28 protein-coding genes are annotated in these 26,015 nt (G+C 54.0%); 11 read left to right on the top strand and 17 right to left on the bottom strand.

The features are described from left to right. The first annotated feature begins 1 nt into the window (after position 1). The 5 genes from sucD (at position 2) to ACT53G_RS03925 (ending at position 4,389) form a co-directional block, all read left to right on the top strand. A complete protein-coding gene (sucD, locus tag ACT53G_RS03945; protein WP_476168785.1) occupies positions 2-883 on the top strand; it encodes a succinate--CoA ligase subunit alpha in 882 nt (293 codons plus the stop codon). A 10-nt stretch (positions 884-893) separates the two neighbouring features. After that, a complete protein-coding gene (locus ACT53G_RS03940; protein ID WP_476168784.1) occupies positions 894-1,916 on the top strand; it encodes an ankyrin repeat domain-containing protein in 1,023 nt (340 codons plus the stop codon). A 30-nt stretch (positions 1,917-1,946) separates the two neighbouring features. Continuing rightward, complete coding sequence (locus tag ACT53G_RS03935; RefSeq protein WP_476168783.1) at positions 1,947-3,548, top strand: NAD+ synthase; 1,602 nt, start codon at positions 1,947-1,949, stop codon at positions 3,546-3,548. A gap of 100 nt (positions 3,549-3,648) precedes the next feature. After that, positions 3,649-3,987: a P-II family nitrogen regulator gene (locus ACT53G_RS03930; RefSeq protein WP_194748319.1), complete on the top strand. Its 339-nt coding sequence runs from the start codon at positions 3,649-3,651 to the stop codon at positions 3,985-3,987. 57 nt (positions 3,988-4,044) lie between these two features. Next, the gene (locus ACT53G_RS03925) at positions 4,045-4,389 is read left to right on the top strand and encodes a DMT family protein (RefSeq protein ID WP_379075242.1); all 345 of its coding nucleotides are present in this window, start codon (positions 4,045-4,047) and stop codon (positions 4,387-4,389) included. A gap of 79 nt (positions 4,390-4,468) precedes the next feature. Here ACT53G_RS03925 and kdsB read toward each other — a convergent pair whose 3' ends face one another. The 9 genes from kdsB to ACT53G_RS03880 form a co-directional block, all read right to left on the bottom strand. Further along, complete coding sequence (kdsB, locus tag ACT53G_RS03920; RefSeq protein WP_476168782.1) at positions 4,469-5,215, bottom strand: 3-deoxy-manno-octulosonate cytidylyltransferase; 747 nt, start codon at positions 5,213-5,215, stop codon at positions 4,469-4,471. Between the two features lie 2 nt (positions 5,216-5,217). Further along, complete coding sequence (locus ACT53G_RS03915) at positions 5,218-5,400, bottom strand: Trm112 family protein (RefSeq protein ID WP_194748322.1); 183 nt, start codon at positions 5,398-5,400, stop codon at positions 5,218-5,220. Continuing rightward, entirely contained in the window at positions 5,390-6,415 is a 1,026-nt protein-coding gene (gene lpxK / locus ACT53G_RS03910; protein ID WP_476168781.1) for a tetraacyldisaccharide 4'-kinase, read from the bottom strand. Before lpxK ends, ACT53G_RS03915 begins: the two co-directional genes overlap by 11 nt. Then, positions 6,415-8,169, bottom strand: coding sequence for a lipid A export permease/ATP-binding protein MsbA (gene msbA / locus ACT53G_RS03905; RefSeq protein WP_194748324.1), 1,755 nt, complete (start codon positions 8,167-8,169; stop codon positions 6,415-6,417). The genes lpxK and msbA overlap by 1 nt, the downstream gene beginning before the upstream one ends. Before the next feature lie 95 nt (positions 8,170-8,264). Then, positions 8,265-8,693 carry an ExbD/TolR family protein gene (locus ACT53G_RS03900; protein WP_194748325.1) on the bottom strand — a complete coding sequence of 143 codons (429 nt, stop codon included), beginning with the start codon at positions 8,691-8,693 and terminating at the stop codon, positions 8,265-8,267. A 33-nt stretch (positions 8,694-8,726) separates the two neighbouring features. After that, positions 8,727-9,332: a MotA/TolQ/ExbB proton channel family protein gene (locus ACT53G_RS03895; protein WP_194748326.1), complete on the bottom strand. Its 606-nt coding sequence runs from the start codon at positions 9,330-9,332 to the stop codon at positions 8,727-8,729. A gap of 129 nt (positions 9,333-9,461) precedes the next feature. Further along, positions 9,462-11,870, bottom strand: a complete 2,409-nt coding sequence (locus ACT53G_RS03890) for a DNA internalization-related competence protein ComEC/Rec2 (protein ID WP_476168780.1) — start codon at positions 11,868-11,870, stop codon at positions 9,462-9,464. Between the two features lie 5 nt (positions 11,871-11,875). Then, entirely contained in the window at positions 11,876-12,580 is a 705-nt protein-coding gene (lolD, locus tag ACT53G_RS03885; RefSeq protein WP_194748328.1) for a lipoprotein-releasing ABC transporter ATP-binding protein LolD, read from the bottom strand. Then, positions 12,573-13,871: a lipoprotein-releasing ABC transporter permease subunit gene (locus tag ACT53G_RS03880; protein ID WP_476168779.1), complete on the bottom strand. Its 1,299-nt coding sequence runs from the start codon at positions 13,869-13,871 to the stop codon at positions 12,573-12,575. The genes lolD and ACT53G_RS03880 overlap by 8 nt, the downstream gene beginning before the upstream one ends. A 226-nt stretch (positions 13,872-14,097) precedes the next feature. On the opposite strand from ACT53G_RS03880, the gene ACT53G_RS03875 reads away from it, so the two are divergent. After that, a complete protein-coding gene (locus ACT53G_RS03875) occupies positions 14,098-14,301 on the top strand; it encodes a CsbD family protein (protein ID WP_194748330.1) in 204 nt (67 codons plus the stop codon). A gap of 119 nt (positions 14,302-14,420) precedes the next feature. Here ACT53G_RS03875 and ppc read toward each other — a convergent pair whose 3' ends face one another. Then, positions 14,421-17,201: a phosphoenolpyruvate carboxylase gene (ppc, locus tag ACT53G_RS03870; protein ID WP_476168778.1), complete on the bottom strand. Its 2,781-nt coding sequence runs from the start codon at positions 17,199-17,201 to the stop codon at positions 14,421-14,423. A gap of 323 nt (positions 17,202-17,524) precedes the next feature. Between ppc and ACT53G_RS03865 the strand changes: the two genes are divergently transcribed. Beyond that, positions 17,525-17,746: a hypothetical protein gene (locus ACT53G_RS03865; protein WP_194748332.1), complete on the top strand. Its 222-nt coding sequence runs from the start codon at positions 17,525-17,527 to the stop codon at positions 17,744-17,746. A 7-nt stretch (positions 17,747-17,753) separates the two neighbouring features. On the opposite strand, the gene ACT53G_RS03860 is transcribed toward ACT53G_RS03865, so the two are convergent. From ACT53G_RS03860 to rsmD, 5 genes are read right to left on the bottom strand one after another with little or no spacing between them, the layout of a single operon-like run. Beyond that, positions 17,754-18,008 (bottom strand): hypothetical protein, encoded by a 255-nt coding sequence (locus ACT53G_RS03860; protein ID WP_476168777.1) that lies wholly within the window; start codon positions 18,006-18,008, stop codon positions 17,754-17,756. Next, on the bottom strand, positions 18,001-18,408 hold the full coding sequence (gloA, locus tag ACT53G_RS03855) for a lactoylglutathione lyase (protein ID WP_275356033.1): 408 nt from the start codon (positions 18,406-18,408) through the stop codon (positions 18,001-18,003). Before gloA ends, ACT53G_RS03860 begins: the two co-directional genes overlap by 8 nt. 60 nt (positions 18,409-18,468) lie before the next feature. Beyond that, a complete protein-coding gene (locus ACT53G_RS03850; RefSeq protein WP_275356035.1) occupies positions 18,469-18,723 on the bottom strand; it encodes a YfhL family 4Fe-4S dicluster ferredoxin in 255 nt (84 codons plus the stop codon). Between the two features lie 34 nt (positions 18,724-18,757). Further along, positions 18,758-19,246 (bottom strand): pantetheine-phosphate adenylyltransferase, encoded by a 489-nt coding sequence (gene coaD / locus ACT53G_RS03845; protein ID WP_275356037.1) that lies wholly within the window; start codon positions 19,244-19,246, stop codon positions 18,758-18,760. 56 nt (positions 19,247-19,302) lie between these two features. Next, positions 19,303-19,863, bottom strand: coding sequence for a 16S rRNA (guanine(966)-N(2))-methyltransferase RsmD (rsmD, locus tag ACT53G_RS03840; RefSeq protein ID WP_476168776.1), 561 nt, complete (start codon positions 19,861-19,863; stop codon positions 19,303-19,305). Between the two features lie 136 nt (positions 19,864-19,999). Between rsmD and ACT53G_RS03835 the strand changes: the two genes are divergently transcribed. Beyond that, complete coding sequence (locus ACT53G_RS03835; protein WP_194748338.1) at positions 20,000-20,197, top strand: PLDc N-terminal domain-containing protein; 198 nt, start codon at positions 20,000-20,002, stop codon at positions 20,195-20,197. 60 nt (positions 20,198-20,257) lie between these two features. On the opposite strand, the gene ACT53G_RS03830 is transcribed toward ACT53G_RS03835, so the two are convergent. Together ACT53G_RS03830 and ACT53G_RS03825 are read right to left on the bottom strand one after the other, a co-directional pair. Continuing rightward, positions 20,258-21,583 carry a M16 family metallopeptidase gene (locus ACT53G_RS03830; RefSeq protein WP_476168775.1) on the bottom strand — a complete coding sequence of 442 codons (1,326 nt, stop codon included), beginning with the start codon at positions 21,581-21,583 and terminating at the stop codon, positions 20,258-20,260. A 32-nt stretch (positions 21,584-21,615) separates the two neighbouring features. Beyond that, positions 21,616-23,016, bottom strand: a complete 1,401-nt coding sequence (locus tag ACT53G_RS03825; protein WP_476145451.1) for a M16 family metallopeptidase — start codon at positions 23,014-23,016, stop codon at positions 21,616-21,618. Between the two features lie 174 nt (positions 23,017-23,190). Between ACT53G_RS03825 and ftsY the strand changes: the two genes are divergently transcribed. From ftsY to ftsX, 3 genes are read left to right on the top strand one after another with little or no spacing between them, the layout of a single operon-like run. Then, entirely contained in the window at positions 23,191-24,177 is a 987-nt protein-coding gene (gene ftsY / locus ACT53G_RS03820; RefSeq protein ID WP_476168774.1) for a signal recognition particle-docking protein FtsY, read from the top strand. A gap of 2 nt (positions 24,178-24,179) precedes the next feature. Continuing rightward, positions 24,180-24,857 carry a cell division ATP-binding protein FtsE gene (gene ftsE / locus ACT53G_RS03815; RefSeq protein ID WP_194748342.1) on the top strand — a complete coding sequence of 226 codons (678 nt, stop codon included), beginning with the start codon at positions 24,180-24,182 and terminating at the stop codon, positions 24,855-24,857. A gap of 10 nt (positions 24,858-24,867) precedes the next feature. Next, a complete protein-coding gene (ftsX, locus tag ACT53G_RS03810) occupies positions 24,868-25,758 on the top strand; it encodes a permease-like cell division protein FtsX (RefSeq protein WP_476168773.1) in 891 nt (296 codons plus the stop codon). The last annotated feature ends 257 nt before the right edge of the window (positions 25,759-26,015 follow it).

Below are 26,015 nucleotides of genomic sequence, written 5' to 3'. Positions count from 1 at the left end.
CATGGCGATTTTAGTCAATAAAGATACCAAAGTATTGTGCCAGGGCTTTACCGGCAAACAAGGGACGTTTCATTCCGAACAAGCGCTGGCTTATGGCACCAAAATGGTGGGTGGCGTGACGCCAGGCAAAGGGGGTCAGCGCCATCTGGAGCTGCCCGTATTCAATACCATGCGCGAAGCCGTGAAGGAGACCGAGGCCAATGCCAGCGTGATTTACGTGCCGCCGCCATTTGCAGCTGACTCCATTCTGGAAGCCGCAGATGCAGGCATTGAGCTCATTGTCTGTATCACCGAAGGCATTCCGGCTCTGGACATGCTCAATGTCAAAGCGGCGCTGCGCGCCAATGGCACCAAACTGATCGGCCCTAACTGCCCAGGCGTGATCACACCGGACGAATGCAAAATCGGCATTATGCCGGGCAGCATCCACAAACGTGGCAAGGTCGGCGTCGTGTCCCGCTCTGGCACCCTGACTTACGAGGCTGTCCATCAGACCACGGCACTGGGCCTGGGCCAGACCACCTGTGTCGGCATTGGTGGCGACCCGATCAAAGGCTTGAACTTTATTGAATGCCTGGAACTCTTTCAGAAAGACACGGAAACAGAAGCGATCATCATGGTTGGTGAAATCGGTGGCAGCGACGAAGAAGCTGCGGCTGACTACATCAAACACCATGTCACCAAACCGGTCGCTGCTTATATTGCCGGCTTAACCGCCCCCAAAGGCAAACGTATGGGCCATGCCGGGGCGATTATTTCCGGTGGTTCTGGCCGTGCAGAAGACAAGATTGCCGCCCTGGAATCCGCTGGCTGTGTTGTTGCAGCCTCTCCTGCTGGTCTGGGTGAGGCCGTCCTCGCGGCCATTCAACGCGCAAACGCATAAAGGAACTGGCATGTATCGTTGCTTACAGGCTCACCATCGCTGGACAGGCATCATTGTTGGCAGCATGCTGCTGATTGGCCTCACCTGGCCTGGCCTGTCTGCGGAGGCTGCCAGCAAAAAACCGATGGCCGAGGACAGCGCGCCTTTTCGTGATGATGAAGTGTCTTACCTGCTCATTGCCGCCGCCAAAGGCGACCTGGCCACGGTCAAAGCCTTGTTAAAAAGCGGCGCCAACCCGAATGTCACCGATGGCGACAAACTGACGCCCATCATGTATGCCGCCCGTAAAAACCAGGCGGAAGTGATCCGCGAGTTGTTAGCCGGTGGCGCCGACATTAATGCCAAAGATCAGGGTGGCTGGACAGCACTCATGTTTGCGGCCAAGAAAAATAATCTGGATGCCGCCAAAATGCTGATGGAAAAAGGTGCCGATGTTAAAGCCCGTGACCCGGCCGGCTGGAGCGCCCTCGGCCTGGCGGCCACCTCCGGCTACAGCGAACTGGTGGGCCTGATTATCGCGCGTGGTTTTGATGCTAATGTGCGGTCTTCGGATGGGAAAACTGTGCTCATGTATGCGGCCAAAAGTGGTGATGTGCCCACCATTACCACGGTGTTAACCAAAGGCGCTGACGCCAATCTCAAAGACAAGCTGGGCACCACAGCGCTCATGATTGCCGCCCGAGAGGGCCATGCCGCCGTAGTGACCTATTTGGCAGAACATGGTGCCAAAGTGGATGAGGAAGATGAACATGGCTGGACAGCCCTGACCTGGGCGGTGAAGAAAAATCAGCTTGAAGCAGCCAAAACACTGCTTGAGCATGAAGCAGATGCCAACCAGAAAGACAGCGAAGGCACGCCGTTGCTGCACCTGGCGGTGAGCAACAATGCGCCGGAAATGGCGCGCTTGCTGCTTGAACATGAGGCCAATGTCAAAACACGTGATCAATACGGTTTGACCGCTTATGTCTATGCCCTCAAAGGCCAAAACCCGGCCATGGTAGAACTGATCAAGGCTGCGGGTGGCAAGTATTAAGCCCTGCAGCCCATCCTGAATGAAAAGCAGATGAAACTTGCAATTGCTCAAATGAACTGCATGGTCGGTGCCATGCAGCAAAATGCGGAACACATTCTGGCGCAAGCCGAAGAGGCTTATCGAGCGGGCGCACGCCTCTTACTGACACCAGAACTGGCGTTATGCGGCTACCCTCCAGAAGATTTGCTGTTCAGGCAGGATTTTTATCACGCCAACACGCAGGCACTCAATTGGCTGGTGCAGCGTCTGCCTCACGACATGGCAGTCATTGTTGGACATCCTGATGAAGTGGCAGGCAAACGCTACAACGCGGCTTCGGTAATCCATACTGGCAGGATACAGGCAACTTACCATAAACATCACTTGCCCAACTACAGCGTCTTTGATGAAGAGCGCTATTTTGAGGCGGGTCAATTGCCCGTGGTGTTTGAATGGCATGGCGTACGCTATGGCGTGCTGATCTGTGCGGATAGCTGGGAGTCAGGCCCTGCCCTGCAGGCCCTGCAAGCTTCGGCACAAGTGCTGCTGACGATCAATGCCTCACCTTACCATTTGCACAAACAACAGACACGTTACCAGGTATTGCGCGACCGCATCCGCGAAACCGGGCTACCCATGGTCTATGCCAACATGGTCGGCGGCCAGGACGAACTGGTGTTTGATGGCGCGTCTTTTAGCATGAACCGGTTGGGAGAACTGGTGCAAGAGCTGCCCATGTTTGAAGCCGGGCTGGCTTACCTGACTATAGACGGCACGACCCCCTTGGCCACCGACATTACGGCGCCGTTGAGCACCGAAGCCGCCGTATACAAAGCGCTGGTACTGGGTCTGCGTGACTATGTCAATAAAAACAAATTCCCCGGGGCGGTGCTGGGCCTGTCTGGTGGCATAGATTCCGCCCTCACACTCGCCATCGCCGTGGATGCACTGGGTAAAGCGCGCGTCAAAGCAGTGATGATGCCCTCTGAATTTACCGCCGGCATCAGCGTGGCAGATGCTGCTGAAATGGCACAACTGGTTGAGGTTGAGTACAGCGTATTACCCATCAAACCGCTATTTGAAGGATTTTGTGCGACCTTGTCTGAGGAGTTTTCCGGCAAGTCTTTTGATACCACCGAAGAAAACCTGCAGGCCCGCATCCGTGGCATGTTACTGATGGCCATCAGTAACAAGTTTGGCAGCCTGGTGCTTACCACTGGCAACAAATCAGAAACCGCTGTCGGCTACAGCACCTTATACGGTGATATGGCGGGTGGCTTTGCCTTGATCAAGGATGTACCCAAAACCCTGGTTTACAAGCTGGCAACCTACCGCAATGGCCTGAGCCGGGTGATCCCTGAACGGATTATCACACGTGCCCCTAGTGCCGAGCTCAGAGAAAACCAGACCGACCAGGACAGCTTACCGCCCTATGAGGTATTGGATGCCATCATGGAAGCCTACGTCGAAAAAGACCTGAGCATCGCGCGTATCATCGAAATGGGGTATACCGCCAGTGATGTGCAGCGCGTGACTCGCCTGATTGATCGCAATGAATACAAGCGGCGGCAAGCGGCAGTGGGTGTCAGGATTACAGAGCGCGGCTTTGGCAAGGACCGTCGCTACCCGATCACCTGTAACCTGTCATTTTAAGTGCGCGACACGCAAGGCCTTGTGAGGCATGCACAGGACATTTGTATAAAAAGCACTGCTTGCGTAAAATGCCATTGAGAGATTTATCCACGGAGCACATATGAAAAAAGTAGAAGCCGTTATTAAGCCTTTTAAACTGGACGAAGTGCGTGAGGCGTTATCTGCGATTGGCGTCAATGGACTGACAGTCACCGAAGTCAAGGGATTTGGTCGCCAGAAAGGTCACACCGAGTTATATCGTGGCGCAGAATATGTCGTCGACTTTCTGCCAAAAATCAAAATTGAAGTGATTCTAGGATCAGACATGGTAGAAAGTGCGATCGAAGCCATTATCAAGGCCGCCCATACCGGTAAAATCGGTGATGGCAAGATTTTTGTCTCTTCCGTCGAACAAGTGATCCGTATCCGTACTGGTGAAACTGGCGAAGCCGCCATTTAAGCTTTTTTCAATGATCCGGTGACTTTTCCCAAGTCACCCTTTCTTGCCTGATGTTGCATGTCTTTCACACTGATTAAAACCATCCTGCTTCTTTCCACAGCCAACTTGTTCATGTTGTTTGCCTGGTATGGTCACCTGAAAGACTTGCATCAAAAACCGCTTTGGATCGCCATTCTCATCAGTTGGGGCATCGCCCTGATTGAATATTGTTTTCAGGTACCCGCCAACCGGATTGGCTTTACCCAACTCAATCTGGCGCAACTCAAAATTCTGCAAGAAGTCATCACACTGGTGATATTCGTCCCGTTTGCCGTCATGTACATGCAGCAGCCACTCAAGTGGGATTACCTGTGGGCAGGCTTATGTATGATGGGGGCAGTCTACTTTATTTTCCGCACTTGATTCAAACTGTCAGAGAAATGATGGTTAAGAAACAGCGCATACGCAATAAAAAGCCTCACTTAAGTGAGGCTTTTTATTTTTAGTCGTTACTAGCAAAAATCTGCCTGACAGCCGCCAGGTCTTCGGGTGTATCCACGCCGCTGGCAGGCGCGTGATCAGTCACGCTAACGGCGATCTGGTAGCCATGATACAGCACGCGCAATTGTTCCAGGCTTTCAATGCTTTCCAGCGTGGTGACTGGCAAGCTGGCATATTGCTTCAAAAAGCTGACACGATAGGCATAAATGCCAATGTGACGATATGCGGTGAGGGGCTGCTGGCGATCTGCCGTGTCCCGTGCAAATGGAATCGGCGCGCGACTAAAGTACAGCGCGCGCTGCTTGGCATTGAATACCACCTTGACCACATTCGGATTTGTGAAAACCGTCTCGTCATGAATGGCATGGCAAGCGGTAGACATCACCGCCTGTTCATCATTGGCCAAGGTCTGGGCCACCTCGTTGATCAGCACCGGATCAATCAAAGGCTCATCGCCCTGCACATTGACGACGATGGTGTCCTCCGGCCATTGCATGGTTTGCACCACTTCAGCAATGCGGTCTGTGCCAGAAACATGATCGGCCCGCGTCATCACTGCAGTGATCTGGTGCTGCGCGACAGCTTGCAGAATCTGCGCATGATCGGTGGCCACGACCACCTGATTGGCCAGGCTTTTGGCTGCCTGCTCAGCCACGCGAACCACCATGGGTTTACCGGCAAGATCAAGCAAGGGTTTGCCCGGTAGCCGGGTACTGGCAAAACGGGCTGGAACAACAACTTTAAACATGGTTATTCAGCGTATTCGTGCTCTTCCAGGCGACGGGCTTCGTCTTCGAGCATGACCGGGATGCCATCGCGTACCGGATAAGCCAGGCGAGCCCCTTTGGACACCAGCTCCTGCTTTTGTTTGTCATACACCAGCGGTCCTTTGGTTACCGGACACACCAGAATTTCCAAGAGTTTAGGATTCATGCCTATTTCCTTTGCATTGTTGCAAACGTCTGATAACGTTTTCCGTCAGGGAAGGATGATCACCAAGCGGCGTGATTTGCGCACTGACTGGCAAATACCAGGCGTTGGTTAATCCCAGATGCTGACATTTTACGGCATCTTTTTCTGTCATCAGTATGGTTTTTTGTTTAAAAGGCTGGAAGTCTTCCTTGCGGTAAGCATGGTGGTCGGGGAAGGCGACGGTTTCACAGGTAATACCCAGATTGGAGACGGTATTAAAAAACCGTTGTGGGTGACCGATGCCGGCAATTGCAACCAATGCCCGCTGCTGCAACTCGGCATTCGACAGATGCGTATTCAGGTCTGTGACTGAGGTCCAGCGGCCCACTTCCAGGCCAACGACATAATGCGCCACAGGCCAGGGGCCGGCAGGGACCTGACCACTTTCTACGATGATATCCACGGTTTGCAAACGGCGCAATCGCTCACGCAACGGCCCGGCAGGGAGTAAGTGACCATTGCCGATACCGAGTGGCCGCTGTACAACGGCAATTTCGATATCCCGCTGAAGCGCATAATGCTGCAAGCCATCATCACACAGAATCACATTGACTTCAGGATGCGCCTGCAGCAAGGCTAGACCGCCTGCAACACGGTTGGCATCGACCCAGATCGGACAGCCAGTACGCCCGGCAATCAACACCGGCTCATCGCCCAGTGACTGCGGCAAGCTATCAGGCGTCACCTCGCCGGTGTGTTGTCCGCCATAGCCGCGGCTCAAAATCCCGGGACGGTAGCCTGCGGCAAGTAACTGCTGCGCCAGATAAATCACCACCGGCGTTTTACCGACCCCACCTACAGAGAGATTGCCGACTACCACCACCGGCACAGGCAAGGCCTGGCTTCTCAACAACCCCACCTGGTAACACTGGCGCCGCAAGCCAGACAATACCGCAAACAGCATAGACAACGGCAGCAGTAAGGCTTGCGCCCAGCCCATCCCCTGCCACTGTTTTTCAAACCAATGCCGCAACATCAGTCGTCTTGAAACTGCTTGTGATACAACCGGCTGTAATACCCGCTTTGTGCCAGCAGGCTGGTATGCGATCCAGTTTCGATGATTCTGCCCTGATCCATGACCAGAATCCGGTCTGCGTTCTCTACGGTACTCAAGCGGTGCGCAATCACGATCGTCGTGCGGTTTTGCATTAAGCGATCCAGCGCCATCTGTACATGTAGCTCGGACTCACTGTCCAAGGCAGACGTCGCCTCATCCAGCAGTAACACCGGCGCATCTTTTAAAATGGCACGTGCAATCGCCAGACGCTGGCGCTGCCCGCCGGACAAACGGACACCCCGGTCACCGATTTCGCTTTGCAGGCCTTGCGGCATGTGCTCGATAAACTCCCAGGCATTAGCCGCTTTGGCAGCGGCAATGACCTCTTCCTCAGTCGCCTCGCGCAAGGCACCATAGGCAATATTGTTGTAAATGGTGTCGTTAAACAAGACGATATCCTGACTGACCAGTGAAAACTGTTCGCGCAAGTTCTCCAGCCCATACTCGCGGACATCCACGCCATCCAGCAAAATACTGCCTTCTTGCAACCCATAGAAGCGTGGCAGCAAATTGACCAGTGTGGTTTTGCCACTGCCAGAACGACCAACCAGCGCCACTTTCTCGCCAGCGCGTATCGTGGCGTTAATGTGGTCCAGTGCGTTGTGTTTGGCCTGCGGATACCGCAAGGTCACGTCTTTAAATACCAGATCGCCCTGTGCGCGGCCAATCCGATGATGGCCATGATCCTCTTCGGATGCCAAATCCAGCACCTCAAAAATACTCTGCGCCGCCGCCAGGCCCACTTGCAAGTCTTCGTTAGCCGAAGTGATGTGTTTGATCGGTGCAATCAGCATCATCAATGCGCCGATAAACGCGGCAAACTCGCCTACCGTAAATTGTCCCAGGGCATAATAGACCACCAGCCCTAAAGCCAGCGCCGACAACACCTCAATCACAAAGCTGTTCAGCCCCGAGATACGCGCACTGCGCAATTCGAGCTGGCGGTTTTTACCGACCACATCGCCAAAGCGCGTGTTCTCAAAATTTTGCGCGCCAAAAATTTTGACAATACGCTGCGCGGCAATCGCCTCTTCCGCCGTTTTGGTAATCTCGCCAACGGCTTGCTGTACCCGTTTGGCATTTGCGCGCAACTTGGGCGTAGTCTTGGATAAATACAGCCCCATCAGCGGCGTCACCAGCGCAAATACCAGGGTCAGTTTCCAGTCCAAATACAGCATGTAAGCAATCAGGCCTATCACAGTCAGGATATCCCGTACTACGTTATGGGCCGAACGCGTGACGACAATCGATAGCCGCTCGGCGTCATAGGTCATCTTGGACACCAGCGAGCCATTGGAATGCATGTCAAAAAAACTGACCGGCAACAACATCAGCTTGGCAAACACCTGTTTACGCATCACTTCGACCACCAGCCTGGTCACAGCGCGCAAGCAGTAAATCGAGAAGAATGAAGCCACGGCACGAACGACCATCAAGCCAACCAGCATCAGCGGCAAAGTAAATGCTTCCTGCACCGAATGCTGGACAAAGCCTTCATCGGTGACTTTTTTAATCAGGGCCAGAAAAGCGGTGTTACTGAGCGACAACACGGTGGTTGCCACCATGGAGACCAGAAAATAAAACTTGTAACGCCAGGCATATAAAAACAGGCGCTTGTATAACAGTTTGGGATTGACGATTTTAGGTAAATCGACTTTTTGTTTGCGGGCCATGCGGGTTCTCTGATTACTTAAAAACAAGCAAGCCCGTCGGTCACAACGGGCTTGCCTGGCACTAAACGGGACAGCTCACAAACAGCCACCACACATTAGTGGCTGTTTACCTGTGTGGCAAAGGTGATGTGTGTGTAATTCGCCATCCGGGAGGCTTCCATAATATTCACCACAGACTGGTGCGAGGCCTTGCCATCGGCATTAATGATAATGGTCGGCTCTTTGTCTGCCGGACCGGCCTTGCCTGCTTCGATCAAGGCGGCTGACAAATCAGACACCACGGCACCATTCGCTTCTTTGCCATTCACCAGGCAACGGCCGCTGGCATCGACCTCCACGGTAATAGTCAATGGTTTTTCTTGAGGGGCATTGGCATCCGCGGTCGGCAAGTTAATCTGCAACTCACTGGTACGTGAAAAGGTTGCACTCACGATCAGGAAAATAATAATCACCAGCAACACGTCAATCAACGGAATAAAGTTGATTTCTAGCTCTTCGTCGCGGCTACCACGTTTAAAGTTCATGAGACTGCCTTTTTTTATCCTGTCGCAAAATGCTTATCCGCGGTCGCCGTGGATAATTTCTACCAGTTTAACGGCTTGCTGCTCCATATCCACCAGAAAACCGTCCACTTTGCTCTTGAAATAACGATAGGCAATCATCGAAGGCACCGCCACCACAATCCCGGCCGCCGTGTTGTACAAGGCCACCGAAATGCCGCGCGCAAACTGTGCCACATCGTGACCACTATTCGTGAATGAACCAAACAGCTCGACCATGCCGATCACCGTCCCCAGCAGCCCCAGCAAAGGCGCTACAGTGGCAATGGTCCCCAAGGTGGGCAGGTATTGTTCCAGTTTGTGTGCAACCGCACGGCCGGTTTCTTCAATGGCTTCTTTGGTAACCTCACGTGAGTGCCCCATATTCGCCAACGCACTTGCAAAAACGCGACCAAGTAAAGAGTGTGCTTCGAGACGGCTTAAGGTTTCACGTGTCACGCCGCCCTGCTTTAACCAGTTTTGCACTTCAGGCAATAACTGGTCCGGGGTGACAACTGAAGCTCTCAAGGCCCAGAATCGCTCGACAATAATGGCAAACGAGATCACAGAAGCGATAACCAGAGGCCAGATTGGCCAACCGGCCGCTAAAATAATTTCCCACACAGTGATGACTCCAATGGTTTTTTTAAACTTCCGCTACTTTAGCGTTAACCTGCCCTAAGGGCAAGTTTTGTGCGGTATCTAGGCGGTTACAAAACCGCTTTTGCGAAATGTGGGCGATCGCAGAGGCAGTCAATCCCAATAATGCGGCTCAACCTGGCGCCAGGTTAAGACCGTTGGGTGATTGCCCTGTGTAAAATTCAGCATCACCGCGCCATGTTGATCTGAGCGATAGCGTTGACTGTCTATCGCTTCGTAGCGTGATAACACCGCCTGCTTGGGGTGGCCGAACCGGTTAAGATAGCCCACCGTGGCAATCGCGATGCTGGGTTTTACCGCCTGGACAAACGCAGGACTGGAGGAGGTTTTGCTGCCATGATGCGGCATGGTCATCACCGTAGAAGCCAGATTTTTCCCAGACTGCTCCAGCAACCGTTGCTCACCATATTGTTCGATATCCCCTGTCAATAACAGACTGCCATGGGCAGAGATCACCTGAATCACACAGCTTTTATCGTTATCTTTAAGGGGAGTTTCTGGTTGCGCCAAAGGATAAAGCACCTTGAAACTGACCTGGTCCCATTGCCAATGCTGTCCGGCCTGGCAAGCAAGATGTGGCATGCTTGCCGCCTGCGGAATCGCCTGCAGTTGCTCAAAAAAAGCCGCGTCTGTGCCGAGTGAGCTTAACAAGTGTGTGGCTGGCACGCCAGCCAGCACCGAGGCCATGCCACCGACATGATCATTATCGTCATGCGAGACCACCGCCAAATCCAGCCGGGACAGGCCCAAGTGGCGCAAATAAGGCAGCACAATCCGTTGACCGGCATCACTGTCTTCATGATAGACCGGCCCCGCATCGTAGAGCATGGCATGGCTAGCCGTTTGCACCAGCACACTCAAGCCCTGGCCGATATCCAGCACAGTGACGCGCATGTCCCCTGGCTTGAGCACTGACAGGGCAGGCAAGCATAAAGGCAACCAGAGTAGCAGCCCAAACCAGCGTAATGGCCAGCCTTTGGGTAACAGTAACACCAGCATGCCTAACATTGCCAGCAGCCAGGCAGACAGTGACGGTGTAGGCAGATACCAGACTGCCCAGGATAATTGGCTGAACCAATGTAATAGCCAGGCCAGTCCCTGCCACAGCTGTGCTGCCAGCATTAACAAGGCATCCACCGGCAACATAGCGCCGGCAATCGCCAGTGGCACCACGCCCAGGCTAACCAGTGGAATCGCCAGAGCATTGGCAAACGGGGACACCAGAGACACCTGGTTAAACAATAGGATCAGGATAGGCACAAAGGCCAGCGTAATCATGCTCTGTGTATGCACCGCGGCCCGCCAGGCACTCGGTGGACGCAAGCGTCCGCCCATGCCAAAGGCGAGCAAGGCCACTGCGCCAAAAGACAACCAGAAGCCCGGCGCCAGCACCGCCCAGGGATCCAGCACGACGACCACCCAGAGTGCCACACTGAGTATCCAGGAAAAAGGGAATTGGCGGCGCAGACTCAGCATGCCTAGCATGGTCAGCAACATCCATAAGGTGCGCTGTGTCGGAATGGAAAATCCGGCCAGGGCGGAATAAACCACCGCCACTAAGGCCCCACCCACCCGTGCCGCCAGAGTGGAGGGCACATATATCGCCCAGCGCGGTTGCTGCCGCCACACCCAGCCCGTCAAGAAATAACCGAGGCCAGCCAGCATCGTAATATGCAGACCAGAAATACTGATTAAATGATTAATCCCGGTATCGACAAACAATTGCCAGTCCGCACGCGAGATCTGGCTATCATCACCGATAACCAAAGCGCGCAGGACGCCACTGGCCGGGCTGGTTCCCAGCACCTGCTGGATTCGCTCACCCACCAGCGCTCGCCAGTGCGCAACCATGGCAGCGGGTTGCCAGACCATGGCTTGCAGCTTGCGCATCGGTGCTTTGGAGACTATAGAGCCTGCCGCGCCAATCTGGTTGGCCAGGCACCAGGCAGCATAATCAAAACCATGCGGATTACGCGTGGAATGCGGACGTTTGAGCTTGACGGTGAATTGCCAGCGCTCTCCTGCTTGTAATAACGGTAAAGCATTGTGCGACGTGGCCGGGGCATGACGATATGACTGCTCGTAGAGATGCAATCGCAGCCTGGGGGGCAACGGACAATGTGTGTTGAAGGTGCGCTCAACGGCAACATCCACATGCTGGCCTCGTGCATCGCGCGCTGGCACGCTCACAATCACAGCTTGAATCTTGAGTGGCTGTTGTTCACACGCCTGAGGCAGCGCCGTTTGCAAGCGCCAGGCCGCGCGCGCCTGCGCCCAGGCAAAGCCGATGGCAGCCACGAGCAAAATACAGCCAAGCCGACGGCAAAAAAGGCGAACCGCTGAGGTTAGCCTGACACCCCCGATATGGCGACTGTTCGCCAGTAGCGCGACCAGTCCCAAGGCTGCTAGCCAGCCCAGCCAAACCGGGAGCGACCATAATTGCGCTTGTTGCTGAAACAGCCAGACACCGAATAATAATCCCAGTGTGGCGCCCGGCAACATGACGGCTACTCGTCAGCCAGTCCTTGCGCGTCTGGCAACAGGGGTTGCAAGCGCCCATCCTGCAAACGATATTGCTGATGCATGCGTGACGCCAGCGACAGATCATGGGTGACGACCACTAGCGCAGTGCCCTGTTGCGCCTGGATCTGCAACAGCAACTCAAACACTTGTTGTGCCGTTTGCCGGTCCAGGTTGCCGGTTGGTTCATCGGCCAATATGCAGCGTGGCTGCGTGACTAATGCACGGGCCAGGGCCGCGCGCTGACGCTCCCCGCCTGACAACTCACCAGGGGTATGTTGCAGACGATGCGCCAGACCGACCTGCGTCAGATAATGTGCAGCCTGTTCCAGCGCCTGCGCCCGCGGCATACGCCGAATCAGTAGCGGCATGGCCACATTTTCCAGCGCACTGAACTCGGGCAGCAAGTGATGAAACTGATAGACAAAGCCCAGATACTGGTTACGCATGGCACTTTTTTCAGCCTCGGAGAGCCTGGTTAACGGCTTGCCCAGCCACTGCACCTCGCCATGCGTAGGCGCGTCCAGACCGCCCAGCAAATGCAACAAGGTACTTTTACCACTGCCCGAAGCGCCAACAATCGCCACATGATCACCTGCCGCCAGTTGCAAGTCGACCCCGGTCAGCACCGAGGTATCCAGCGCTTCATACCGCTTGGCCAAGCCCTGGCACTGCAATACCCAATTACTCATAACGCAAGGCCTCCGCCGGATTCATACTCGCCGCACGGGCACTGGGATACAAGGTCGCGACCAGACTGAGCAGGATAGACAGGCCCACAATCGCCGACACATCCGACCACATCAGCTTGGAAGGCAAATCACTGATGTAGTAGACGTCTTTGGACAAAAACTGCACATTAAAAGTATGTTCAATCCAGGGCACCACGGTCTCGATATTGAGGGCCAGCAACACGCCCAGCACCGCCCCCGACAAGGTGCCGATAATGCCTATCATCGCGCCTTGCACGACAAACATTTTGCGTATGCTTTGCGGGGTTGCGCCCATGGTGCGCAGGATGGCAATATCCGCACGTTTGTCAGTTACCGCCATCACCAGTGTAGAGACAATATTAAATGCTGCCACCGCCACGATCAGCGCCAGGATAATAAACATCACTCGTTTTTCGAGCTGGATCGCCTTAAAGAAATTGGCATGTTGCTGGGTCCAGTCAGTAACGTAATAATTGGGTCCCAGCGCCTGCACCAGCTCGCGGCTGACGCGGTCGGCCATAAACAAGTCATCCAGCTTGAGTCGCAAACCAGAAACCTGATCTCCCAGCCGGTACAGTTTGGCCGCATCGTACAAATGAATCAAGGCCAGGCCCGCATCATACTCATACATGCCAACCTGAAAAATCCCGGCCACAGTAAATTGCTTGATGCGAGGCACCAGTCCCGCCGGAGTCACCTGCCCTTGCGGCGCCATCAATACCACCTTGTCGCCAACACGCACGCCCAGCGCCAGCGCCAGGTCTGCCCCCAATACAATATTGAATTGGCCTGGCTGCAAATCGGTCAGCTTGCCAATTTTCATCTGGGTTGCCAGGTCAGAAACTTTGCCTTCTTGTGAAGGTAACACGCCACGAATCAGCAAGCCCTGCACCGCCTCGTCATGCGTCAACATGCCTTGCGCCATGATGTAAGGCGCCACACCGGTGATGGGGCTGGCAACCGCCTTGGCCGGAATCTGTTCTATCTGCTGCTGCAAATGCCGCCAGTCCGGCAACCCGGCTTCAAAGCTACGCACTTCAATATGCGAAGCCACGCCTAAAATGCGCTTTCTGAGCTCATCCTGAAAGCCGTTCATGACCGACAACACGACAATCAGGGCCATCACACCGAGGGCAATGCCTATCATGCTGGTGAGGGAGATAAACGAAATAAAGTGATTGTTGCGTTTGGCGCGTGTATAGCGCCAGCCTATCCAAAACTCATAAGGCAGGCGCCGCGCGAGCGCGCTGAAAAAGGTGTCATTCTTCATGGCCGCATCTTAACAGCTTTTAATGGCATCGCGATACCTGCCCACATTGAAAGCGCAACTCAACCCAGGCGCCCCTCAACAGTTTGTCAGCCAAATCCGACCCAAAAATGCGGGCATGGCCGACTGAACCCGGGCAAGCTTGCCTTTAAGATGCACTCAGGTCGATGGCATGTACATCGACTGACACAACGATCTAAATCAAGAATGTAATCATAGGAGACTCGAGATGAACAAAGACATTTTCGAAGGCAACTGGAAGCAGCTTAAAGGCAAAGTCAAAGAACAATGGGGAAAACTGACCAATGATGACTTGGATGTGATCGAAGGCAAACGCGACCAAGTCGCAGGTAAAATCCAGGAACGCTATGGCATTACCAAGGATGAAGCCGAGAAACAGCTCAAAGCCTGGGAAGACAAACACCGCCACTAAGGCCCGTGCCATACCCACTTAGCATGATATAACGTTTGGCGTTTTAGCATCATTGTCTAAGCAGAGGCGCCCCGCAGGACAAGCCCAGCTTGTCCTGCGTTGTTTCTGCCTATCAGGCCTTAACCTGTATTGCGCAAACTGGTAGCAATGCCATTAATGGTCAGCGGGATGGCCCACTTGAGTTTTTCATCGGTTTCGCCATTGCGGTAACGCTGTATCATTTCTACCTGCAAGTGATTAAGCGGATCCAGATAGGGCAAGCGGTCGCGAATGGATTTGGCGATCACCGGCTGAGTGGACAGACGTTGCGTGGTGCCCAGCAGCAGATTGACCGCGTCGGTGGTCAGTTTGTGTTCGTGCGCAATGCGGCTGAAAATTTCTTCGCGCAAGGCCTTGTCAGCCAGCAAATGGGCATAATGGCGCGCCACGATCAGGTCTGTTTTCGCAAGCACCATATCGACGTTGTTAATCAGGGTATTAAACAGCGGCCAGTGTGCCTGCATCTCCAGCAACATTTCCAGACGTGCCTGCTTCAAGGCTGGGTCGTGCGCTAAAAACTGGTGAATGGCGCTGCCCAGACCATACCAGCCTGGCAGCAGCAAGCGGCACTGCCCCCATGAGAATCCCCACGGAATCGCCCTTAAATCCTCAATCCGTCGCGTCGATTTGCGCGCGGCGGGCCGGCTCCCCAGATTGAGTCCGGCAATTTCCTCAATCGGCGTGGTATTGAAAAAGTAATCGGCAAAGCCCGGGGTTTCATAAACCAGGCTACGGTAGCTGGTCATCGCGGTGGCTGAGAGGGCTTCCATCACGCTTTCAAACGCACGCCGTTTGGCGGGCTCCAGCTGGTCGGCCGGGAACAAGGTGGCATCCAGCGTCGCCGCAATCAGGGTTTCCAGATGCTGGCGGCCGACCACCGGGTCTGCATAACGCGTGGAGATGATTTCGCCCTGTTCGGTCAGGCGAATCTGGCCATCGACGGTGCCGATGGGTTGCGCCATGATGGCCTGATAGGTTGGGCCACCGCCGCGGCCAACCGTGCCGCCACGGCCATGGAACAGGCGCAACTTGACGTTGGCCTGGTTAAACAGTTCCACCAGCGAAATTTCCGCTTTATACAACTCCCAGTTCGAGGTCAAAAAACCGCCATCCTTGTTGCTGTCCGAATAGCCCAGCATGACTTCCTGCTCATTGCCCTGGAAACGGATCACATGCCGGATGCCGATCAGGCTCAGCCATTTGCCCATGATCATGGGCGCGTCGCGCAAGTCGGCAATGGTTTCAAACAGTGGCACGATATTCAGATCAACCTGAATATTGGCCGAGCCCCACACGCCGCGCAACAAGCCAGCCTCACGTTGCAGCAAGGCCACTTCCAGCAGGTCAGACAAGGTTTCAGTGTGCGAAATAATATACTGGCGTACCGCATGCTCACCAAAGCGCTGGCGCACCTCGCGTACGGCTTCCAGCACGCCGATTTCCTTGTGCACCAGCTCGGAATATTGCTGAAAAGGCGAAAACAGCAGGCGCGGTTGCTTCAGTTCTTCGAGCAAAAGGCCGATTTTCTCTTCCTCGTTAAAACTGGCGTAGTCAAAATCGTAGCCCGCCTTATGTAACAGCTCGCTAATCACCGCTTCATGCACGTCAGAGGACTGGCGGATATCCACGGTGGCCAAATGAAACCCAAACGTGACGATGGCTTTAATCAACTTGCCCAGCCGCGGATAAATCAAGGCCTCGCCATGGTGACGGCGCAAAGAATCGGCAATGGTCTGCAAGGGGTGCAGCAAGGCCTCAGGATCTTCGTAAGGCTCGTTGCCGACTTCTTCCGGCAAACTCCAGCTGGCATCGGGTAGCAAATGGCTGGCGGTCACCAGCAAACGGTCATGCACGCCATTAAGCGCGAGCCGGTAGGGTTCATCCAGCCGATGCGATGACTGGTCGCGCGAAGCTTTCGCCAAGGCCAACACTGCGTCATCCACACCAACCACGCGCGTGGACACAGCCAGCTCGCGCTTGAGCGCGGCCAGCTCTTGCAGATAGAACTTGAACAAGGTGGTGGCCTGCAGGCGCACACTGTCGCGCAAGGTGGTGCCATTCACAAACGGATTGCCGTCACGGTCGCCACCAATCCAGCTACCCATGCGCAAAATACCTGGCAAGTCCATGCCGGGCAGCCAATCTGCCAGGTCGCGCTCGATATCCTGCAGGATTTCAGGGATCACATGTAAGAAGGTACTTTCGTAATAGGTCAGTGCGTTTTCAATCTCATTGAGCACACTGAGCTTGGAGTAGCGCATCATGCGGGTTTGCCACAAGGCCGACACCGCACCTTGCAATAACAGCTTGTTGCGCGCCAGTTGGCGCTCAGACACCATGTGCCCACGCTGCCCCAGCAACTCCGCAATCAGCTGCTCAATGTCCAGCACACTTTTACGCTGCACCTCGGTCGGATGCGCAGTCAGCACTGGTGAGATCAGGGCGTCTTGCAACAGTTGCTGGATTTTTTGCGGCGCGATGCCAGAGGCCTTGATTTGTGCCAGCGTGTGCGACAACATGCCAGGCGCAGGTGTATTTTGCTGGCAATGGCCGAGTTCCTGTCCGTAAAGATCTTCGGCCAAATTCACCAGATGTTTGAAATAAGCCAGTGCACGTACCACGCGCACCGTATGCTCCAGGCTCAGGTCAGCGAGCAACTGCTCAAGATCTAACGAAGCCTGCTGGTCATGGTTCTGGTGAAAACGCAATGCGGCTTGCCGGATGGCGGCAATTTTCTGCGCAACCGCTTCGCCCTCCACCTCCAGAATGGCCTGATCAAGTAAATCACCTAACAACTGAATATTGTTGGACAGCCGCATTTCCGCCGTTAGCATGGCGTCGGCTGCAAGTTTTTTTATCATGATGCCTCTCCTCTAGCTTAGGTTATCCCTAGCAACAAGCAGGCCATCTAAAAAAAAGATTTTTTTACTTTAAAATCAGCGTATTGGAAGAAACGAAACTCAAGCGCCATATACGAAGTGACTCACATGCACTGCCAACAGGCAAACCGGTGCACCGATTTGGGCCTCGAATCACATGGGCAACAGTCGCGTTGAACCCAGACTTTCCATCAGGCCCTGAAACGGCAAGGCCGCACAGTTTGATGGATGTTTTGCGGAAATTTGCACTAGCAAAGACGCCACGACTATGCATCACACTCGGTTTCCTGAGGCATAATAGACAGATGAAATGCATCAATCTCGATCATTGGATGGCACAAATCCTGTCCGTCTGGCAGTCGTTGGCCGCGCAGAGCGTTTGGCTGCAGGATGGCTTTTTGCTGCTGATGTGCCTGATCATCGGCTTGCTGCTATTCCTGTTTGGGACCGTGATCGGCTTGTTTACGCAATCACTGTGGGGCATTTTTACGACGGGTCGCCAGGGCAGCGACGAAGAGCACAAGTAAATAAGCGCTATTCTGGCGTCAGCCAGCGGGCAATCGCGTCGAGCTCTGCCGCGCTGTCGCTGTCAAAATCTGCATACTGATGACCGCCGGTTCTGGCATACCAGTATTCACTATTCCAACGGTCACCTTCTATTTTATGCAATACCGCATGTATCCAGTTGGCAGTGGGGTCACTATACGCCTGCGCAATTTGATGTGCGCCATGCCAGTCTCCGGCTTGCGCCAGCCTCACGGCCTGCAATAACAATGTCCGGTTAGACATGCTTGGGATATTCAATCGTCCCCTTCTGGATGAATTCGATTTTATAGCCGTCCGGGTCTTCGATAAAGGCAATGACAATGGTGCCGTGTTTCATCGGCCCCGCCTCGCGCACCACTTTGCCGCCCTTGGCCTTGACCAGCTCACAGGCTTTATAGGCATCGTCCACCTCAATTGCCATATGACCATAGGCGGTGCCCATGTCATAAGTGGTTTTGCCGTAGTTGTAGGTGAGCTCCAGCACGGTGTGGTCGTACTCGTTACCATAGCCGACAAACGCCAGTGTAAACTCGCCGTCAGGATAATCCTGGGTACGGATTAACTTCATGCCCAGTACGCCAGTATAAAAGTCGATGGAACGCTGCATATCGCCCACGCGCAACATGGTATGTAAAATCCGCATTGATGTCTCCTTGATCTCTAATTTTTTTAATCTGTTGTGGACGTAACCGGCCCACTCGGCTTAACCCCGCGTGGCAACAATGCGCTGATATTTCTCCAGCAATTGCTCCTTGGTTTCGCGCCGCTCAGGGTCTAGCGGAATGCAGCTGATCGGGCAGACCTGCTGACATTGCGGTTTATCGTAATGGCCGACGCACTCGGTACACAAGTCGGGGTTGATTTCATAAATTTCTGCGCCTTGCGAGATGGCTTCATTCGGGCACACGGGCTCGCACACATCGCAGTTAATACATTCATCGGTAATAAATAAAGCCATGATTTTCTTTACATCGCTACAGAGGCGCCATCACTCAGGCAATCGCCAGTTTTTGCTTGATTGCCCGTTCGACGCCTGGTGAGACAAACTGGTTCACATCGCCTCCCAGGCGCGCCACTTCACGCACCAGGCTGGAGGAAATAAACATGAACTCTTCCGCCGGGGTCATGAACAGGGTTTCCAGTTTGGGATAGAGCTTGCGGTTCATGCCGGCCAACTGAAACTCATATTCAAAGTCACTGGCCGCACGCAGGCCACGGATCACCATCTGCCCGCCCTGCGCCTGCACAAACTGCATGAGCAAACCGTCAAAGCCGACCACACGGATGTTATCGCCTGCAAACACCGACTCTGCCAGCGCAACCCGCTCTTGCAGGCTGAACAAGGTTTGTTTGCTGGTGCTGCCAGCCACCGCCACAATCACTTGGTCAAACAGCTTGGCCGCCCTGCGCACAATATCCTCATGCCCCAGGGTGATGGGATCAAAGGTGCCTGGATAGACGGCAATTCTGGTTTTACTCATCGCTTGCTTCCGTAATCATCGTTGTGTCGTTGCTGGCTGCCGCTGACTTGATTGCCTTAATCCGTACCAGCAGCCGCATCGGCTGACGCGGGTTGCAGCAGGTGAAAATAGACCTGACCCGCTTTGCCTGATTTGACCACCTGCCAGCATGCATCAGATTTTAACGCATATTCAGCCTCAACATATAGCCAGCCTTCAGGCGCCAAATGTCTGGGCAGCACGGGCAACAATTGCGCCAGCCAGTCCTGGCGATACGGCGGGTCACAAAAAATCACGTCAAACGGCTGTTGATTGCTGCCCAGAAAAGTTCTGGCATCCATTTGCTGGATGCGGGCCTGGGTCGCTTCCAGCAAACGCTGGTTCTGGCACAAAGCCGCATAAGGCGCTTTGGCCAATTCGAGCATGGTGACCGCTTTGGCATTGCGAGACAGCGCTTCAAACCCCAGGGCACCGGTCCCCGCAAACAAATCCAGGCAGGTTTTTCCTGTCAAGTCCTGGCCCAGCCAGTTAAAGACGGTTTGCCGCACGCGGTCTGGCGTCGGGCGTAGCCCTTCGGCATCGGGAAACTTGAGCACACGGCTACGCCATTTCCCGGCATTCAATCGTACCTGATTCATGAGCGGTGGTTGATTCGAATAAATAAAGCAGCATTATCCCAGATTTTGCATCCCGACTACCCATGGCCTGCGCTAAACCGAGGGTGCACCCAAGTCATCGTGTTATGATTTCGTTAATTCATCAAGGAATATTGCTATGGAGTTCTTATTTGGCTTTGGTCTGCTGGGCGGCGTGATCGCGCTGGCGCTGTCACTGTTTTGGGTATGGATGCTGATTGATTGCCTGGCCAATCAAAGTGAAGACAAGCTGGTGTGGTTTCTGGTGATTTTCTTTTTAAACCTGCTGGGGGCCTTTTTATACTACTGGCTGGCGAGAAAAAAGCGCATGGCTTAATCTGACCCCGCTCACCGCATTAGACACAAAAGCAAAAGCCGGCAAACTGCCGGCTTTTTGTTATTCCGCTCCAACGATCACGGTGGCAAAATGCTCAGGATGGATGCGGCGCTTGAACGCATCATTCACCTGTTGCACAGTGACGGCTGCGACCTTGTCATTAAAGCTATCCAGGTAATCCAGCGGCAACTTGTAAAAGCCGATCATGTTCAGGTACTCGAGAATCTTGCTATTACTGTCTATACGCATGGGAAAACCACCAATCAGGTTATCCTTGGCCGCAGCCAGTTCCTTTTCTGTCACGCCTTGATCGACAAATTTCTGTACGGTGGCCATCACCAGTTTGAGCGCTTCTTCACTTTGCTCTTTTTTGGTTTGCAGCCCGATCTGGAACGGTCCCAACTGACTCATGGGCATAAAGTAGCTATACACGCTATACGCCAGACCGCGCTTTTCACGGACTTCCTCGGTCAGACGTGACACAAAACCACCGCCGCCCAAAATATAGTTACCCACATACAGCGCAAAGAAGTCTGCATCGCCGCGCTTATTGCCTGGCTGGCCAACCAGGATGTGTGCCTGCATGGCAGGATGCGGCACTTTTTTCAGTTTAGGCGCAGACAACGCTGGCACGGCGGGGATATCGGCCACCGCAGGTCCTGCTGGCAGACCAGCACTCAGACGCTGCGCAATTTGCCGGGCCTGATCCGGGGTCAGATCCCCCATCAGGGCGATCACGGCAGACTTTGCCGTATAGTGGCTTTGATAAAACTGCCGCAACTGGCTCACCGTCAGCGATGGCACCGTACCCACTTCACCGTTTTGATCCAGGCTATAAGGATGCATGCCGTACACCGCCTGCATAAAGGCTTTTTGCGCAATGCTATCCGGCTCCGTTTCGGCCTCTTGCAGCGCGGCCACAATACGGGTTTGCTCACGGCTCACGACGGCTTCAGGAAAATCCGGCTGGTGTAACACCAGCGTAAACGCGTCCAGTGCGGCCTGCTGTTCGCTGGTCAAAGTACGCAACTTAAAGCTGGCGCGGTCTGCATCAAAACTGCCGCCCAACACCGCACCCACATCGGCAAAGCGGTTAGTCAGCGTTTCCTCTGCCAACCCGCCCGCGGCCATGCCCATCACATGATGGGTTAACGCGGCGGCACCACTGCTGTCTGGCTGGTCATAAGCGCTGCCTGCACGAAAATTGATGCTGACATCCATCATGGGCAAGGCATGATTTTCAACAAAATAGACTTCGCTGCCCTCCGCGGTGGTCCAGTGCTGAATATTCAGTGCGGCGCATGCCAGGCTGGCATAGCCTTGCAGCAGGCTGATCAACAAGACGGTGTTGAATACCCGGTGTTTAAATAAAGTAACGACTTTCATGAAATTCCCAAATCAAACGTTCGAAGAACGGATTAATGTTGATGCGGCCGACCGGCGGGCTTCTGGTTAGGATCCATCGGTTGTGGGTCCAGGCTGACCAGCGTCATTTGGTCTGCAACCAGATATTTTTTGGCCACGGCCTGCACTTGTTCAGAGGTGACCGCCTGCACACGTGAGGCATTGGTTTGTAGCAAGGATAAAGGGTAATGCATGGTTTCCAGCTGGCCGATCTGCATGGCCTGATAAAACATGGAGTCACGTTTGTAGACATCGGCGGCAATGACCGCGGCTTTCACTCGATGCAGCTCAGCCGGCGTGACGCCATTGTTTTTGACTTCTTCAATTTGTGCCCAGATCGCCTTGATCAGCGCCTCTTGCGAGACGCCTTCACTTGGCGAGGCCGCCACCTCAAATGTCGAGGTTTGACCGCGGTTGGTACTGTCATACCCCGTGTCAATTTCAAGCGCAATCGCCTGCTCACGCACCAGTTTCTGGTTGAGGCGTGACGCATCATTGCCACTCAGAATGCTGGACAACACTTCAAGCGCATAAGGCTCCCAGTCCTGCTCGCTGTAAGCCGCCGCATTTTTTAGCGCGGGCGCGTGAAACCCCATCACAAAAAAGGGCAGCTTGGCTGGCGCCTTCACAATGGCCCGGCGCTCACCAATCTGGGCGGGCTCCACCTGTGGCTTACGCACAGGTAAAGGCTTGGCCGCCAGTTTGCCAAAGTTTTTTTCAGCCAGCGCAAACACCTCCTGCGCCTTGACGTCACCGACCACCACCACTGTGGCATTATTCGGCGCATACCAGGTGCGGTACCACTCACGGGCATCATCAGCAGTCATATTTTCAAGATCATTCATAAAGCCGACCACCGGACGGCCATAAGGATGGGCACGATAGACCGAAGATTCAAATTGTTCGTTGACACGTGATTGCGGCTTGTCTTCAGTACGCCAGCGGCGCTCCTCTTTCACCACCTCAATCTCTTTGGCAAACTCGGCATCGGTAATCTGCAAATGGGCCATGCGGTCTGCTTCCAGCGTAAAGGCCAGCGGCAATCTGGATTTTTCCAGTTGCTGGAAATAACAGGTGTAATCTTTGCTGGTAAAGGCGTTTTCTTTGCCGCCCGCAGCCGCAATCTGGCGGGAAAACTGCCCGGCCGGGACTTTTTGCGTGCCTTTAAACATCATGTGTTCCAGCACATGGGCGACCCCGGTTTTGCCATTCACTTCATCCAGCGAACCGGCGCGATACCAGACTTGCGAGACAACGACGGGCGCTCGATGGTCTTCCTGCACAATGACTTTGAGTCCGTTTTTAAGGGTTTTCTGCGCAATCTCTGCCTGTGCTTGCGCGGCATGAGCGCTCATCAACAGGACCAGGCACAGCCCCAATCGTGGCAAGCGCGCAAAAGAATAAGATTTTTTCATATCTGACTTTATGAATGATGAATAGGTTGTTTTTAGCTTGATGTGTATCGCCATGCATGTGACCGACACAGCGCGGACTAAGTTCGGAGGCCTGGCGACTCAAGTGCTCAGCTTGACGTGGCGGGAAACGTCGATTCGGCTTAAAATAGTCATATTACAGAGTTTTAGATTGCCATGTTTAATCCTTTCGCCAAAAAATCCGAACCAGCGACGCCTGCCCAACCTGAACCGACCAGCCTCAGCTGGGCGCAGCGTCTCAAAAACGGGCTGGCCAAAACCCGTCAGCAGCTGGGCGGGCAGTTAAGCGCCTTGTTTGGCGGTGGCAAGATTGATGAAAACATTTACGAAGAACTCGAAACCATCCTGCTAACTTCGGATGTCGGCGTCAGTGCCACCCAGCACCTGCTCGAACAACTGCGTAGCCGCGTTAAAAAGCATGATCTGCAAGACACCATTGCACTGAAACAGGCGTTGAAAGACACGCTGCTTGACCTGCTGACGCCCTTGCAAGTGCCGCTAGAGGTCAAGGATCACCAGCCGTTTGTCATGATGATGGTGGGCGTGAATGGCGCTGGTAAAACCACCACTATTGGCAAACTGGCCAAGTATTTGCAGGCCCAGGGCAAAAGCGTGCTGATTGCCGCGGGGGATACGTTTAGGGCCGCTGCCCGTGAACAGTTGCAGGTGTGGGGCGAGCGCAACGATGTGCACGTCATTGCCTCAGAGAGTGGCGACCCGGCGGCAGTGATTTACGATGCGGTGAACTCGGCCATGGCCAGAAAAATCGACGTGGTCATCGCCGATACCGCAGGCCGCTTGCCCACGCAATTGCACCTGATGGATGAGATTAAAAAAGTGCAGCGTGTCATCGACAAAGCCTTGCCTGGTGCGCCACACGAAATTTTGCTGGTGCTGGATGCCAACACGGGCCAAAACGCGGTCAACCAGTTAAAAACCTTTAACGAGGCGCTCGGTGTCACCGGCCTGGCCTTAACCAAGCTGGATGGCACCGCCAAAGGCGGCGTCATTGCCGCGATTGCGCACCTGAGCCAGCAATCGGCAAGCAAGATTCCGGTGCGTTTTATTGGCGTGGGGGAAAGTATTGATGACCTGCGCCCGTTTGACGCCCATGACTTTATCGACGCCTTGATTGATGACTAGCCATGATTGTGTTTAAAAACGTCAGCATGCGCTACCCCAATAGCGCACACCTGTTCCGCCAGGTCAGCTTCAATATAGACAAAGGCGATTTCGTGCTCGTCACCGGCCACTCTGGCGCAGGCAAAAGCACCCTGCTTAAATTGATGGCGGGCATTGAAGCGCCTTCTAGCGGCCAGATTCTGATTAATCAGCAGGATATCGGCAAACTGCATCCCAATGCCGTGCCCTATTTGCGTCGCCGCTTTGGCCTGGTGTTTCAGGACCACAAACTGCTCTACGACCGCAACAGCTTTGACAACGTGGCCTTGCCGCTCAGCATTCAGGGCATCACCGGCGAAGAGGCTGCTCGCCGCGTGCGGGCTGCGCTGGATAAAGTCGGCTTGCTCAATAAAGAAAAAGCCATGCCGATCACCTTGTCCGGCGGCGAGCAACAACGGCTCGCCATTGCGCGCGCCGTGGTCAGCCGCCCCTCGATTGTGATTGCCGATGAACCGACCGGCGGCCTTGATCAGACGGCCTCGCTTGAAATCATGCAGCTACTCAAAGCCTTTAATGAAGTGGGCGTGACCGTGGTCATTGCCATGCACGATGTCGCCCAAGTCAGCAGCATCGCTTACCGTACACTGCATATCGACCATCAAACTATTAGCACCCTGCCTGCACAGACGGCCATGTTATGAGAATGAGTGCATGAAAAACTGGCTTAACCAACACACGCTGGCCTTAGACCTGGTCTTGCAGCGTTTAAAAAATCACTGGCTCAATACCCTGATTATCTGCATGGTGATTGGCATTACCGTCACCCTGCCCGGCCTGCTGTTTGTCGCGCTGGATAACTTGCAGGACATGTCTGGCGCCATCAAGCAGGATGCGCAAATCAGCGTCTTTTTCAAACCGGCGACCTCCAGCAACCTGATTCAACGCCTGATCAACGATACGCAAGGCCTGCCACAGGTCAGAGAAGTGCGTTATGTGTCCAAAGAAGATGCTATCGAGCAACTGTCCCAGCAGTTTTCGCAAAAAAACTTGCTAGTCGATTTGCCGCAAAACCCGCTGCCAGATGCCGTGTTCATTACCTTGACGGATACACAGCCTGCCACCGTCAAACCGGTACAAACCCTGCTGCAAACCCGGCCAGAAGTCGATGAAATCGTCATTGATAGCGTGTGGATAGAACGCCTGCATTCCATGCTGCAGCTGGGCAAACGCATTGCCATTATTTTTGCCAGCCTGCTCGGCATTGCCATGATTACCGTCATCAGCAACACCGTGCGCATGCAGGTTCTCACGCATGAAGCCGAGATTGAAGTCAGCCGCCTGATCGGCGCCACGCATAGCTTTATCCGGCGCCCGTTTTTGTATATGGGCGGCGCCTATGGCCTGGGCGGTGGCCTGATAGCTGTCGTGCTCTTATTTGCCATTGTCTGGAACCTGCGGCAGCCGGTGCAATTGCTGGCTAATAACTATCAAAGCCATTTTCAGTTGGCTTTTCATCTGGTTCATGTGGGTGGGCTGATCTTGCTGTGTACTACTGCGATTGGGTGGATTGCCGCCTTTATTGCGCTGACGCAGAAGAAATAGCAATATCACTCACTCGGTTAATAGCTCCACACCCTGACACAGCCCTTTCCGTGAATAATTAAATTTTCTCTTGGGCTCAGTTGCGTTTGATTAGTTACGATTTAGTGTCGCTCTTGAGTACAGCCGAGATGGATGAGTCATTCATTTCGCCTGTAGGCGAGTTACTTTTCTTTGCTTGCACTGTATAGACCGGAGACATAGGTGACACATGTACTAGGACATGGTTGACACATTAATGTGTTTTTCATGTTTGTGTA

Source organism: Methylophilus sp. DMC18 (assembly GCF_056314005.1).
The sequence above is the reverse complement of the archived record's forward strand: the minus strand, read 5'-3'. Positions and strand labels throughout refer to the sequence as shown.

Coding starts and splice junctions, on each gene's coding strand:
- ACT53G_RS03875 (WP_194748330.1), top strand. CDS start 14,098: ATGAACAAAGACATTTTCGAAGGCAACTGGAAGCAGCTTAAAGGCAAA.
- ACT53G_RS03900 (WP_194748325.1), bottom strand. CDS start 8,693: ATGAACTTTAAACGTGGTAGCCGCGACGAAGAGCTAGAAATCAACTTT.
- ACT53G_RS03915 (WP_194748322.1), bottom strand. CDS start 5,400: ATGAATCCTAAACTCTTGGAAATTCTGGTGTGTCCGGTAACCAAAGGA.
- ACT53G_RS03865 (WP_194748332.1), top strand. CDS start 17,525: ATGAAATGCATCAATCTCGATCATTGGATGGCACAAATCCTGTCCGTC.
- coaD (WP_275356037.1), bottom strand. CDS start 19,246: ATGAGTAAAACCAGAATTGCCGTCTATCCAGGCACCTTTGATCCCATC.
- rsmD (WP_476168776.1), bottom strand. CDS start 19,863: ATGAATCAGGTACGATTGAATGCCGGGAAATGGCGTAGCCGTGTGCTC.
- ftsE (WP_194748342.1), top strand. CDS start 24,180: ATGATTGTGTTTAAAAACGTCAGCATGCGCTACCCCAATAGCGCACAC.
- ACT53G_RS03835 (WP_194748338.1), top strand. CDS start 20,000: ATGGAGTTCTTATTTGGCTTTGGTCTGCTGGGCGGCGTGATCGCGCTG.
- kdsB (WP_476168782.1), bottom strand. CDS start 5,215: ATGTTTAAAGTTGTTGTTCCAGCCCGTTTTGCCAGTACCCGGCTACCG.
- ACT53G_RS03930 (WP_194748319.1), top strand. CDS start 3,649: ATGAAAAAAGTAGAAGCCGTTATTAAGCCTTTTAAACTGGACGAAGTG.
- msbA (WP_194748324.1), bottom strand. CDS start 8,169: ATGGCCCGCAAACAAAAAGTCGATTTACCTAAAATCGTCAATCCCAAA.
- ppc (WP_476168778.1), bottom strand. CDS start 17,201: ATGATAAAAAAACTTGCAGCCGACGCCATGCTAACGGCGGAAATGCGG.
- ACT53G_RS03935 (WP_476168783.1), top strand. CDS start 1,947: ATGAAACTTGCAATTGCTCAAATGAACTGCATGGTCGGTGCCATGCAG.
- ACT53G_RS03925 (WP_379075242.1), top strand. CDS start 4,045: ATGTCTTTCACACTGATTAAAACCATCCTGCTTCTTTCCACAGCCAAC.
- sucD (WP_476168785.1), top strand. CDS start 2: ATGGCGATTTTAGTCAATAAAGATACCAAAGTATTGTGCCAGGGCTTT.
- ftsX (WP_476168773.1), top strand. CDS start 24,868: ATGAAAAACTGGCTTAACCAACACACGCTGGCCTTAGACCTGGTCTTG.
- gloA (WP_275356033.1), bottom strand. CDS start 18,408: ATGCGGATTTTACATACCATGTTGCGCGTGGGCGATATGCAGCGTTCC.
- ACT53G_RS03880 (WP_476168779.1), bottom strand. CDS start 13,871: ATGAAGAATGACACCTTTTTCAGCGCGCTCGCGCGGCGCCTGCCTTAT.
- ACT53G_RS03830 (WP_476168775.1), bottom strand. CDS start 21,583: ATGAAAGTCGTTACTTTATTTAAACACCGGGTATTCAACACCGTCTTG.
- ACT53G_RS03860 (WP_476168777.1), bottom strand. CDS start 18,008: ATGTCTAACCGGACATTGTTATTGCAGGCCGTGAGGCTGGCGCAAGCC.
- lolD (WP_194748328.1), bottom strand. CDS start 12,580: ATGAGTAATTGGGTATTGCAGTGCCAGGGCTTGGCCAAGCGGTATGAA.
- ftsY (WP_476168774.1), top strand. CDS start 23,191: ATGTTTAATCCTTTCGCCAAAAAATCCGAACCAGCGACGCCTGCCCAA.
- ACT53G_RS03825 (WP_476145451.1), bottom strand. CDS start 23,016: ATGAAAAAATCTTATTCTTTTGCGCGCTTGCCACGATTGGGGCTGTGC.
- lpxK (WP_476168781.1), bottom strand. CDS start 6,415: ATGTTGCGGCATTGGTTTGAAAAACAGTGGCAGGGGATGGGCTGGGCG.
- ACT53G_RS03850 (WP_275356035.1), bottom strand. CDS start 18,723: ATGGCTTTATTTATTACCGATGAATGTATTAACTGCGATGTGTGCGAG.
- ACT53G_RS03940 (WP_476168784.1), top strand. CDS start 894: ATGTATCGTTGCTTACAGGCTCACCATCGCTGGACAGGCATCATTGTT.
- ACT53G_RS03890 (WP_476168780.1), bottom strand. CDS start 11,870: ATGTTGCCGGGCGCCACACTGGGATTATTATTCGGTGTCTGGCTGTTT.